At 45.1% G+C, this 11,780-nt stretch carries 11 protein-coding genes; 5 read left to right on the forward strand and 6 right to left on the reverse strand.

The window, feature by feature from the left end; genetic code table 11:
* Nucleotides 1-270: 270 nt before the first annotated feature.
* The 4 genes from R7127_RS02030 to R7127_RS02045 all read right to left on the reverse strand — a co-directional run bounded on the left by R7127_RS02030 (nt 271) and on the right by R7127_RS02045 (nt 4,616).
* Nucleotides 271-1,812, reverse strand: coding sequence for a bifunctional ADP-dependent NAD(P)H-hydrate dehydratase/NAD(P)H-hydrate epimerase (locus R7127_RS02030; RefSeq protein WP_005387691.1), 1,542 nt, complete (start codon nt 1,810-1,812; stop codon nt 271-273).
* Between the two features lie 86 nt (nt 1,813-1,898).
* Entirely contained in the window at nt 1,899-2,336 is a 438-nt protein-coding gene (locus R7127_RS02035) for a PAS domain-containing protein (protein WP_005373463.1), read from the reverse strand.
* Nucleotides 2,336-3,340: a response regulator gene (locus R7127_RS02040; protein ID WP_005373466.1), complete on the reverse strand. Its 1,005-nt coding sequence runs from the start codon at nt 3,338-3,340 to the stop codon at nt 2,336-2,338. The genes R7127_RS02035 and R7127_RS02040 overlap by 1 nt, the downstream gene beginning before the upstream one ends.
* 367 nt (nt 3,341-3,707) lie before the next feature.
* Nucleotides 3,708-4,616, reverse strand: a complete 909-nt coding sequence (locus R7127_RS02045; RefSeq protein WP_005387688.1) for an aldo/keto reductase — start codon at nt 4,614-4,616, stop codon at nt 3,708-3,710.
* 95 nt (nt 4,617-4,711) lie between these two features.
* On the opposite strand from R7127_RS02045, the gene R7127_RS02050 reads away from it, so the two are divergent.
* Nucleotides 4,712-5,125 (forward strand): helix-turn-helix domain-containing protein, encoded by a 414-nt coding sequence (locus tag R7127_RS02050; RefSeq protein WP_005373470.1) that lies wholly within the window; start codon nt 4,712-4,714, stop codon nt 5,123-5,125.
* Here the strand turns inward: R7127_RS02050 and R7127_RS02055 are convergent.
* Entirely contained in the window at nt 5,106-5,720 is a 615-nt protein-coding gene (locus R7127_RS02055; RefSeq protein ID WP_080659228.1) for a hypothetical protein, read from the reverse strand. The genes R7127_RS02050 and R7127_RS02055 overlap by 20 nt on opposite strands.
* A gap of 456 nt (nt 5,721-6,176) precedes the next feature.
* On the opposite strand from R7127_RS02055, the gene clcA reads away from it, so the two are divergent.
* Nucleotides 6,177-7,580, forward strand: coding sequence for a H(+)/Cl(-) exchange transporter ClcA (gene clcA / locus R7127_RS02060; protein ID WP_005373473.1), 1,404 nt, complete (start codon nt 6,177-6,179; stop codon nt 7,578-7,580).
* Between the two features lie 261 nt (nt 7,581-7,841).
* Nucleotides 7,842-8,789, forward strand: a complete 948-nt coding sequence (locus tag R7127_RS02065) for a TDT family transporter (RefSeq protein ID WP_005373475.1) — start codon at nt 7,842-7,844, stop codon at nt 8,787-8,789.
* A gap of 45 nt (nt 8,790-8,834) precedes the next feature.
* On the opposite strand, the gene folE is transcribed toward R7127_RS02065, so the two are convergent.
* On the reverse strand, nt 8,835-9,488 hold the full coding sequence (gene folE, locus R7127_RS02070; RefSeq protein ID WP_005373478.1) for a GTP cyclohydrolase I FolE: 654 nt from the start codon (nt 9,486-9,488) through the stop codon (nt 8,835-8,837).
* Between the two features lie 287 nt (nt 9,489-9,775).
* Here folE and moeA point away from each other — a divergent pair, with 287 nt between their 5' ends.
* On the forward strand, nt 9,776-11,011 hold the full coding sequence (gene moeA / locus R7127_RS02075; protein WP_172563738.1) for a molybdopterin molybdotransferase MoeA: 1,236 nt from the start codon (nt 9,776-9,778) through the stop codon (nt 11,009-11,011).
* Nucleotides 11,012-11,020: 9 nt separating this feature from the next.
* Complete coding sequence (gene moeB / locus R7127_RS02080; protein WP_172563737.1) at nt 11,021-11,770, forward strand: molybdopterin-synthase adenylyltransferase MoeB; 750 nt, start codon at nt 11,021-11,023, stop codon at nt 11,768-11,770.
* The last annotated feature ends 10 nt before the right edge of the window (nt 11,771-11,780 follow it).

The raw sequence follows: 11,780 nt of genomic DNA on the forward strand, positions 1-11,780 counted from the left end.
GAATTTTTTTTGTGATACCATCTTGAAAATCGCATATCAAAAACGCTCCCCAAGTCACCAAAACCTCTTATTATTTATAACTATCAACAACTTGAGAAAGTACTTGAGTTAACCTATTGCGCAAACCTTTGCGTCATATCTTAAAAATTAAAACGCATCACCTCTCAAACCTGCCTAAAACTCAATCACCTAATACTAAGATGCCCTGCTAATTCGTAAAAAAGTACTCAAAAAAATCGACCAATTTTCTCAGCAATGCATGAAATCTAATTAATTTCGATAGAGCTCTTGGGTGATAGCGGTACGAAGAGTGCTAACGACATCACTTGCCAAAAGACCAATTTGACCATTCTGACTCACGTTTATATCAGCAGCATGACTGTGAAGTACCACACCTAAACGTGCGGCAACAGAAATTGGTAAACCTTTGGCTAGTAATGCACCAATGACTCCAGATAACACATCTCCCATTCCCCCCGTCGCCATTCCGGCGTTACCCGCTAGACAGACGTACATTCTCGTTCCATCGTAAATAAGCGTCCCCGCGCCTTTTAAAACCACTACACCGCCATAACGCTCTTGCAGTTGTCTTGCAGCAGAGTATCGGTCACTTTCTATTTGTTGAATGGTTACATTTAGTAGTCGAGCTGCCTCTCCAGGATGCGGCGTGATCACTCGATGGTTGTCGCACACCAGAGTGCCATCGCATCGCTGACTCAGCATCGCTAGAATATTGAGGCCATCAGCATCAACAACTTTAGGTTTCTGCTCTTGAGCCAGATATTGATAGGCTTGATAAGCCCACTCATCATCTCCAAAGCCAGGACCAAACACTAATACGTCAGCCCAGCGAATGCGTTTAGTTAAGTCGTTCTCAGTATCCCTGAGTAAGTCAGCGGTGATGCTCTGGCTCATTACTTCTGGGCAACCAACCTGCAGTGGAATAAGGCTACTCGTGTGAGTAATTGCGGCAGTTAAACCCGCTCCGGCTCTAATCGCAGCGGAGGAACATAAACGAATCGCTCCAGACATCCCTTGATTGCCACCAACACAAAGCAACTTCCCGTTGTCACCTTTATGGACCGTTGGATTTGGCTTGGGCATTAATCTTGAAACAACCTGATGATCAATACCTAATGCACTTTCTACTTCGATAGTATCAAACTTAGTATTGACGCCTAAACCACAAAAGTAGAGCTCGCCAACTCGATCTCTCGCTTGTCCAGTGCATAAGCCTTGTTTAACCCCAATGAAGGTTACAGTATGCTCGGCACGAATAGCATCACCTAAAACTGCACCTGTATTAGCACACAGACCAGAAGGAACGTCGACTGCAATCACAGGGGTATGAATTTGATTAATTTGGTCAATATAGCGACGATACTCCGAACGAACCTCACCGCTTAAACCAGTGCCTAACATGGCATCGATGATCACATCTGCTTCTAGCAATGCGGTATTCCATTCATCCCAATCATTGTTAACACCGTCGATTGACTGCCAGTCTTGGTATGCGCGCAAAGCATCACCTTTTAGCACAGATACATCACCAATTTGGAAAACATGTACATTGAGTTGAGCTTGTTTCGCAAGAGATGCAAATACGTAACCATCGCCACCGTTATTCCCTTTACCGCAAATCACTAAGATATTTTTTGATTTAGGATACAGATGTAAAAAGCGCTCATACACGGCCATACCAGCGCGTTGCATTAAGCTATACATAGAAACACCAGCCATTTGCGCAGCCAGCGTTTCACCGTTTTTTACTTGCTCTGCGGTGTAGAGTTTTAGGGCGAGATTAAAGTCCATATTCACGTTCTACGCATTGGGAAACACAATTATAAGTATACAAAAAAGCCAAGGCGGACCTTGGCTTTTGAGAAAGTTTTTTATCGCTATTGATTCTGAGACATCAGAGCTTCAGCCGTCGCGTCTTGTATAGACAAAAACAACGAGTTGATTTTTCCAGTCGGTGTGCGCATTGGGTTCAACGTAACATTCTGGTACATAAACTCCGCTTGCTGCGTAACTGGTCGAACATTGCGACAGCAGAATAAGTAAGGTCGTTGTCGCCATGTGATGAAGCTGCGACAGCCTAGGTCATACACTGGTTTTGTTTTTAATTTAAACCACTCCTGTGGGATTTCAGGGAAGATATCAAATATAGAACGACCTATCGCATCATGAGACTGCAAACCACTGTGATGAGTCATAAACCCATTCCAGACCTGTACATTGTAATCTCGATCAATGACCACTAAGCCCATGTCAACGTTTTGTACCATATCCACCATCCAATGGAATTGTTCAAACTCTGCTGGCATATTCAACATTAGAACTCCTCCATTAGATAAGACAGTTTGTTATCAAGCAGCGGCAAGGATTCATCCACAAACATAAACAACAAGTCACAACGAATCGACGTTCCTTCAATGTTGTAGCTCACTTCGAATGTCATCGTGCGGCTGAATGCTCCAGTTGTAGATTCAATGATCGAGTCAATTGAGATATGTTGACCAAGGAGTACTGGTGGACTTTGGAAGAATCGGACTTCAGACTGCTCGCCTAAACCATTTAAGAACGACCCCACCAAAATATTAGAAATATCCATTAGCAGCTCAAGCTCTTCTAGCTCTTCGCTGTCTGCTGGTACTTTCATCAACTTTTTGAGATCAGATACGCTTGAATCACTCAAAATCACTAGCGCTTCGCCAGCAATACCTTCGCCACAAAATCCCTGACAAACGCCCGATACGTTGTCATGCGACGCCAAGTCGCGTAGCGCCATGTGAAGTTCGCTCACTTCAAAGATATTGACGTTCGGCAGAGGTAGTTGCACAAACACGTCAAAGTGACGCGCCAACGCATCGGCTGCTCGACCAATTGAAACGTTAGCCACTTCCATGTAAATATCGCGACGACGTAAAATCGGTAACTCAATAGAGACAGGCGTGATAATTTGAGGACGAGGTTCTGGCTCGACCAACTCTTTAAGCGCCTTCTTGAGTTCATCTTTGGCGATCGGTTTTTGAATAAACGCTTTTGCACCCAGTGCGAACACGCGCTCTTTCGCTTTAGGTTGGATATCCCCCGACACAACAACCACCGGAGTTTTATCCCCCAACCGTTGCATGTGCTCTAGTGTTTCAAAGCCATCCATTTCTGGCATGGTCAAATCAAGAAACATCAATTTAAACTCGTTTTTTTCGAGTTCTTCTAGCGCGTTTTTTCCGTGGATAGCAAACGTAATATCGGCATTCAATGTGGCTGGTAGTGATCTCGCCATCTGTTTGCGTGCTAACGCTGAATCATCACAGATGAGTACGGGAAAAGACATTCAATCACCTTTTTATATTCCACAATCTGCGCCGGAGTCTAACAGATTGTTACAGCATGTAATACGAGAAAACTGACGAGTTTTTTATTTCTTTATTATTCAATAAGCATACGCAATATGAATGAATGAGTGAACAAAATGACTAAAAAGCAAGCATCACATTCGCTGTTTAGTGACATAAAACAAACATGGGTAAAACTCCTCCACCCAAAGTAAGCAAAAAGTTGCAGCTAACATCCAAAGCCCATTTTTGCTCGAATTTCATTCTTTCCATTTCCATAATGGGTAAACAGTAACGCGCTAAAACTAAAAAGGCACCCTGCTAGAGGATGCCTTTAATAACAATTTCATCGATAAGATATCAATTCTATGGCACACCATGACCTTTAGAAGCCACCCATACGCGATACCATTGCTCTCGAGTAAGTTCGATGTTCAATGCATTAACTGCAGTTTGCACACGCTCGATTTTACCAGAGCCAATGATTGGAATAGGGTTAGATGGCAAACGACGTACCCAGGCATAAATTACTTGGTCAATACTCGCTGCGCCCACTTCTTCACGAATTGCTTCTAATTCGTTACGGACACGAACAGCTTGCTCACTGTCACCACTAAAAATTGAACCTCCACCGAGGCAAGACCAAGCCATTGGTCGCGTACGCAACATTTGCATTTGGTCAAGCGTTCCATCGTGAGCAACCTCAAAGTTAAGTGGGTTGATTTCCACTTGGTTAGTAACCAACGGCTTACCTAAGCGAGATTGCAGCAGTTCAAACTGGCGTGGAGTGAAGTTAGACACGCCAAAGTGCTTCACTTTGCCGACTTTGTGAAGCTCAGAAAATGCTTCTGCAACCTCGTCCGCATCCATTAACACGTCAGGACGATGAATTAAAAGTACGTCGATTTCATCCACATTCAAACGTTCTAGCGAGTTATTCACCGATTGGTAGATATGTGCTGAGCTCGTGTCGTAGTGATTGATCTTACGCTCTGGCGTTTTATCGCCACACAAATTGATGTCGCATTTCGTCACGATCTGAATTTGCTCACGAACACTCTTGTCTAAAGCTAACGCTTCACCAAACAACGCCTCACACTCGTAATTACCGTAGATGTCGGCGTGATCGACTGTCGTAATGCCTAACTCAATGTGTTGCTTAAGAAATGACAAACGCTCTTGAGCCGTCATTCCCCACTCAACTGCACGCCAATATCCTTGAACCAGCTCTGAGAACTCTGGGCCTTTTGGTGCAGTTACTACTTTTGCAACCATGGGTTTTCTCCTTCAATTGATCTGCATTCATCGTAGTCTTGTTTTCGTACCGGCTCAACGGGTAAACTTTCGCAATTCGAACTGGAGTACGAAATATGTCTTTTGCCCAACGCCTAGCCACCCTGATCGGAGAAGAAAGCATCAGCGGGTTCGCTCGACGCGTCGATGTGTCTGAAGCTTTAATACGCAAATACCTTAAAGGCAGTGAACCTAGCCTAACTAAAGCAAATCAAATTGCAATGCGCGCCAATTGCTCTCTTGAATGGTTAGCAACGGGATGTGGTTATTTATATCGCCGTGCTGAAGTCGTGGATATGGATGCGTACAAACTTGCCTTTCAACACGTTATGAATCAGCCGTTGTCAGACGATGCAGAAGAGATACACCGCAAGCTAATCGCAGGCTATCAATACCTGCGCGCTCACAAAAAATCGGATGGTTTTTTGGATGAGTCTGCAATGGCGACCTTCCTATCTCTCCATAAAGAATCTAAAAACGAGTCACTTTGACCTCGATAATTTCGCCATCACTGCGCAATTGCACATTTAAGGACGGTGATGGCGTCAGAAACTCGTCCGGTTTTACCCAAAGCAAACTTCGAATCGTTTCTTGTGGATAGCGGTTCATCAACAAAATAACTTCTTTATCGACAAGCTCGGAAGATTTCTTTTCCAGAGCTTCAACGACATCATAGTGTTCTTGTCCGATAGTAACTCTGCGTAAAACTAACCCATCCTTTCTTAAGTTGAGAAGTAAGTCATTCAGACGCTGCCACTCGTATTCAGTGAGAAACGAGAACTGAGCACTTTCTCTTCTCAAAACCACTTCACCATACAAGTGCTGCTGGTAGTACGAAAAATCATCCAAACAAAATGCGCTGATAAACGTTGAGTTGTCTCGCAACTGCACTTCGCAACCATACCAGCTTCCACTTTTTTCTATACGTTCTTTTAGATTGGAATATGGCATTGCTGACAACGTGTCTTGCCACCAGCTCGGCGTTGAAAGTGCCGGAAACGTTACCGAACAACAACATAAAGAAAGTAAGAGTCGGAGATAAAAGCGCATGCACTGCTCTAGTTGGTTGACATCGAACCAAGACATTACTAACTGCAAGAAAATGTTCAAGAGAAAAATAGTGGCAGGTGGTGATGAAAGTTATAACGCAGAAATTAAGAAGGCGCACATGTGCGTGCGCCTCTACCTCGTTACTCAATCGTGAGTGTGCGAATCGGCGATGTCTATTGATGCATCCCGAACATAAAACGAGGACTTACCGTAGGGTTTGAATCCATCCAAATTGTGTGTAAAACCTCACATCCCTCCTTCTGAAGCAGTCATGTTGCTTTACATTTAAAGCATGGTTCATTTTTCTCAAAAAACAAGTTTTTTATCCTAAATTATGAGAGCAATAGCACAATCTGAGTGAATGAATAATATCGCGACACTTCGAACACTCAATAGTGAAAAGCTAAATTGCATCTTTATTGATTAGGTCTAGACTCTGCGAAGCGTATACTTTCTTTCGTCCCTTCCCCCCAGCAACAGGAGAGCTTTTTAATGACCAAACGCGAGAGAATTGTGAAATCTGTGTTGGCGCACGTACCGAAAGATGCGATTAACCAGTTTGTCTCTCGAGGGTCAACACCATTTTCTGTTCTCATTATGGCCGCCATTGTGGGTACGTTGGCTGGTTTTGTCGGTACGTATTTCGAGCTTGCCGTTCATTTCGTTTCTGAAACACGAACAGAATGGTTAAGAAGCGAAATTGGTAATGTTCTACCATTGTGGCTGGCAGCGGTTCTCATTAGCGCACTTTTAGCTTTTATTGGCTATTTTCTTGTGCACCGCTTTGCGCCAGAAGCGGCAGGCTCTGGTATTCCTGAAATCGAAGGGGCAATGGATAATATTCGTCCAGTGCGCTGGTGGCGAGTTCTACCAGTAAAATTCTTCGGCGGCATGGGCGCACTTGGCTCAGGTATGGTGCTGGGTCGTGAAGGCCCAACCGTTCAAATGGGGGGCGCTGTTGGTCGAATGGTGACCGATATATTCCGCGTAAAGGATGACGATACCCGCCACTCCCTGCTCGCTTCTGGTGCTGCTGGCGGTTTGGCTGCGGCTTTTAATGCCCCTCTCGCAGGCATTATGTTCGTTGTGGAGGAAATGCGACCTCAGTTTCGCTACTCTTTGATCTCAATTCGCGCAGTGATCATTTCTGCCATTATGGCGAACATAGTGTTTCGCGCCATTAACGGGCAAGACGCCGTTATCACTATGCCGCAATACCAGTCGCCAGAGCTTCAAACCCTATGGCTGTTTTTATTGCTTGGCGCATTGTTTGGCGTGTTTGGCGTGATCTTCAATAAACTAATTACCGTGGCACAAGACAGTTTTGTCGCAATTCACAAAAACGATCGTAAGCGCTACTTGATTGTAGGTTCGTTACTGGGAGGCGTGTTTGGCTTGCTTCTTTTGTACGTTCCCCAACTAACTGGTGGTGGTATCGGCCTTATTCCTGACATTACTAACGGTAACTACTCGGTATCTATTTTAGTTTTGCTTTTCTTTGGTCGCGTAATTACAACCCTGCTCTGTTTTGGTTCTGGTGCGCCGGGAGGCATCTTTGCACCTATGCTTGCTCTGGGAACCTTATTTGGCTATGCGTTCGGAGCAAGTGCTGATGTCTTGCTCCCTGCGCTTGATATCGAGCCTGGTGTATTTGCGATTGCGGGCATGGGTGCCCTGTTTGCTGCAACGGTACGTGCACCGATTACTGGTATTCTGTTAGTGATTGAAATGACGAATAACTACTACTTAATCCTGCCATTGATCATTACTTGTTTGGGCGCTGTGATTATTGCTCAATTGTTGGGTGGACAACCTATTTACAGCCAGCTGCTGCATCGTACAATCAAAAACGAAAAGTTACGCCAGCAGGATCTACCGGAGAATCAATCAACATAACATTCTCTTTGTTATCACTTCGCTCCAGACTATCGAAGGGTTTGGAGCGATAAACTCTGCATTTTTACATCTTTTCCCAAATATTCGATACCAAACTCACAAAATTATCATTCTCTGATATTTGCTCACCACCTTTCATGAGAAACCCCTCTCCATACTTGTTAGTATTCGCTACTTAAATAGAGCATTTCATCCAAATCGTCATGTTTCGTTTCATTCAGGCAAAAATCAAATGGAGTAGATTTGAACTGGAGAAGACTTGTGCAGTTTTATAGTGTCCCGCCGTCTCAAGCCGCGTTGGCACTAGGTATGATAGGTTTAGGGCAAGCTTGGGCACTCTATGTTCCTGAGATTGGTGAACCGATACGTCCATTTTTGGCGTCACTCGGCGCACTTTTACTCGCCCCTGTACTCATAAAATATGCCGCTAATCCACGATTATTCATGGTCGACATTCGTCACCCGCTGAGTGGTAGTTTAATGGCACCAATGAGTATGGCGTTACTGATCCTTGCAGATTACCTTGCCGCTGTAGCGCCTATCATCGCTTATCCACTTTGGTTTATGGCGCTTTTGCTGCATTTTACTATGATGGTGCTGTTTTTTAGCTTTCAGCTAATGAACTTCAAAATGTCCAATATCGTACCGAGTTGGTTTCTTTATCCGGTGGGGCTGATCAGTAGTTCACTAGCCGGTTCTCAACTAGGTCACAACTTATTTTCCGAAACGTTAGCGATGATGTGCATCGGCATTTATTTCTTCATGCTGCCACTCGTGTTGTATCGTTTGGTGTTTTTCGGCTCTCTACCAAGGCGAGCAAGACCGACCCTCGCGATTATGGCCGCGCCGGTAAACTTGTCATTAGCAGCATACTTGGTGAACTTTCCCTTACCTGATCCGATACTGACAGGCGCATTGGCCGGGATCGCCATCACTATGACTTTATTGATCTACTTATGTTACTTCCGCTTACTTCGCTTGAAGTTTCAACCTTCTATCGCGGCAGTAACCTTTCCTTCCGTGATCAGCGCTATCGCAATGCATCGCTTAACCTCTTTTTTTGCCGAATCGCACCCTCACTGGCACTGGCTACACGACTTTGGTTTTCTAGAGCTCAGTATCGCGACTGTATTGGTTGTTTGGGTATCGGCAGGTTACGTCAAAATGTATTGGCCAGAAATCATGAAGTCATTTTCTAAACAAGCATAAAAAAAGGATGGCGTTTGCCATCCTCTTAGAATAGTACTTGGTTACCTAGCGTAAACCGTGCAGAAATTCGGCACGCGTTGCTGGGTTGCTCTTGAAGATGCCACCCAATGCAGTTGTTGTCGTTTCGCTGGTTGCATCCATCACACCGCGAGATTTCACGCAGTAGTGTGTTGCGTCAATCGTCACTGCCACATCATCGGACTCAAGCAGCGTTTGAAGTGCAACAAGAATTTGCTGAGTCATGCGTTCTTGAACTTGTGGACGCTGCGCAAAGAAGCGAACGATACGGTTGATCTTTGACAGGCCAATGATCTTGCCACGTGGAATGTAAGCCACAGCAGCCTTGCCATCGATGGTCACAAGGTGGTGTTCACAAGTGCTGGTCACCGTGATGTCCTTCACGCGAACCATCTCGCTCACGTTCATCTTGTTCTCAATCACCGTGATTTTAGGAAAGTTGGAGTAATCCAGACCAGAGAAGATTTCGTCAACGTACATCTTAGCAATGCGGTGAGGGGTTTCTTCTAGGCTATCGTCAGTGAGGTCAAGTTGAAGTAGACCTAAGATCTCACGCATGTGGTGTTCGATCTTCTCTTTCTTCTCTTCACGACTTACGTTGTTTGGACGCATTGGCGTTTCCAAACCGCGTTGCTCTAGCGCTTCTTTTACTAACTTCGCTGACTCGCTAAGACCTGACATTCCACTTCCTCTTTTGTTTTACTTCAGCCTTCGTACAAACCCAATCAAAATTGCATTCATACTTTTCGCTTTGAGTTGCTCAGTTCGTGTCTTTACACCAAGTCACATCAGATGAAGGTACTGAGCTGATTTTCTTGAGCTCCGCAGGTTTTTTACCCCTTTTGGATGGCTGACAAGGATACTCGGATTTTTGAATAATTACACCCATATTTTATAGGTGGACATTCTTACTCAGTCCCCTTTTATGGTAAAGTTGCCACAAAACAAAAGAACACAGGATTTTCTCAATGGGCTGCTGCGACGCACCTGGCTTGATGCCAATTGAAGAAGCGATGGACAAAATGCTATCGCGAATCAAACCTATCCAAACAACGCTTTCTCTTCCACTTGCTGAAGCACTCGGTTTTGTACTGGCAGAAGACATCCTGTCTCCTATTCACGTACCGCCATTCGATAACTCAGCAATGGATGGCTACGCTATTCGCATTCAAGATCTTGAGTCATCTTCTGTATTGCCTCTGGCAGGTAAATCATTTGCAGGACAACCTTTTGAAGGTGAATGGCCTCAAGGTACCTGTGTTCGCATCATGACTGGCGCAAAAATCCCACAGGGTTGTGATGCCGTTATCATGCAAGAAAACACTGAAGTAACAGATGCTGGCATTCAGTTCAACCAAACCGACGTGAAGCCACAAAACAACATCCGCCCAACAGGTGACGACATCAAACAAGGTGACATCGTACTGGCAAAAGGCGCACGTTTAACACCTCGCGATATTCCGATGATTGCGTCTCTAGGTGTTAGCCACGTGACAGTAGTACGTAAACCAAAAGTTGCTTTCTTCTCTACAGGTGATGAACTTAAACCACTGGGCGAGCCGCTAGACGAAGGTCAGATCTACGACAGCAACCGTTACGGTATTAAACCGCTTATCGAGAACTTCGGTTGTGAAGCCGTTGATCTTGGCATCATTCCAGATTGCCCAGAGACTCTAAAAGCAACCTTTGAACAAGCGCAGACATTGGCAGATGCGGTTGTGACCTCAGGCGGTGTCAGTGTAGGCGAAGCGGATTACACCAAAGACATTCTTGAAGAACTTGGTGAAATCGGTTTCTGGAAGCTAGCAATCAAGCCGGGTAAACCTTTCGCATTTGGTAAGCTAAGTACAGCTTGGTTCTGTGGTCTGCCGGGTAACCCTGTTTCTGCAGTTCTTACTATGTACGTGCTTGTTCAACCAATGCTGGCAAAACTTGCAGGCCACACCGAATGGAAAGCACCCGAGTCTATTCCTGCAACAACCAAAACCGCCTTTAAGAAAGCGCCAGGTCGTACCGATTACCAACGTGGTATCTACACATTAGAAGATGGCAAGTTTGTGGTTGAAACAACGGGTAACCAAAGCTCTGGAGCATTCCGCTCAATGAGCCTAGCGAACTGTTTTGTTGTATTGGAACGTGAACGCGGCCGAGTTGAAGTGGGCGAAACGGTTCAGATTCAACTATTCAACTCAACCCTTTACTAGGAAGACGTTGTGGATATTCTTTCCGATCAGGAAATGCTGCGTTACAACCGCCAAATCATTCTTCGTCAGTTTGACTTTGAAGGGCAAGAAGCACTCAAACAAGCATCGGTATTAATGCTTGGTGCTGGCGGTTTAGGCTGCGCATCAAGCCAATATTTGGCAACGGCTGGTGTCGGTAAAATCACGCTGATTGATGATGATATCGTCGAGCTGTCTAACCTTCAGCGCCAAGTGCTACACCACGATGCGGATATTGGTCGTAAGAAGGTAGACTCGGCGGCCGATGCACTACGCGAACTTAACCCGCACATTATCGTAGATACCATCGCAAAACGTCTTGATGATACAACGTTAGAAAGCCTGATTAAGCAACACACTATTGTTGTCGATGCATCAGATAACGTCGATACGCGCAATCAACTTAACCGCCTATGTTTTGCCACCAAAACACCGCTAATTTCAGGCGCGGCCATTCGCATGGAAGGTCAAGTGAGTGTGTTTACTTATGATGACCCAGCGCAACCATGTTACCAGTGCTTAAGTGCCCTCTTCGGCAGCGGTGCGTTAAGTTGTGTCGAAGCCGGAGTCATGGCGCCTGTTGTAGGTATTGTTGGCGCGGTACAAGCGATGGAAGCGATCAAAGTGATTGCTGATTACGGTCAACCTAAGAAAGGTAAAATTCTGATTTTGGACGCGCTCAGTATGTCTTGGCGAGAAATGAATCTGATGAAAATGCCCACCTGCCCGGTTTGTAGTTAGCTCTAAACCT

The organism is Vibrio sp. 1159, from assembly GCF_033340395.1.
Taxonomy (GTDB): Bacteria; Pseudomonadota; Gammaproteobacteria; order Enterobacterales; family Vibrionaceae; genus Vibrio; species Vibrio alginolyticus.

What these genes read in the sequence shown, in the direction of transcription:
- R7127_RS02035 (WP_005373463.1), bottom strand. Translation starts at nt 2,336, where the DNA reads ATGTTGAATATGCCAGCAGAGTTTGAACAATTCCATTGGATGGTGGAT.
- R7127_RS02055 (WP_080659228.1), bottom strand. Translation starts at nt 5,720, where the DNA reads ATGTCTTGGTTCGATGTCAACCAACTAGAGCAGTGCATGCGCTTTTAT.
- moeA (WP_172563738.1), top strand. Translation starts at nt 9,776, where the DNA reads ATGGGCTGCTGCGACGCACCTGGCTTGATGCCAATTGAAGAAGCGATG.
- folE (WP_005373478.1), bottom strand. Translation starts at nt 9,488, where the DNA reads ATGTCAGGTCTTAGCGAGTCAGCGAAGTTAGTAAAAGAAGCGCTAGAG.
- R7127_RS02040 (WP_005373466.1), bottom strand. Translation starts at nt 3,340, where the DNA reads ATGTCTTTTCCCGTACTCATCTGTGATGATTCAGCGTTAGCACGCAAA.
- clcA (WP_005373473.1), top strand. Translation starts at nt 6,177, where the DNA reads ATGACCAAACGCGAGAGAATTGTGAAATCTGTGTTGGCGCACGTACCG.
- R7127_RS02030 (WP_005387691.1), bottom strand. Translation starts at nt 1,812, where the DNA reads ATGGACTTTAATCTCGCCCTAAAACTCTACACCGCAGAGCAAGTAAAA.
- R7127_RS02045 (WP_005387688.1), bottom strand. Translation starts at nt 4,616, where the DNA reads ATGGTTGCAAAAGTAGTAACTGCACCAAAAGGCCCAGAGTTCTCAGAG.
- R7127_RS02050 (WP_005373470.1), top strand. Translation starts at nt 4,712, where the DNA reads ATGTCTTTTGCCCAACGCCTAGCCACCCTGATCGGAGAAGAAAGCATC.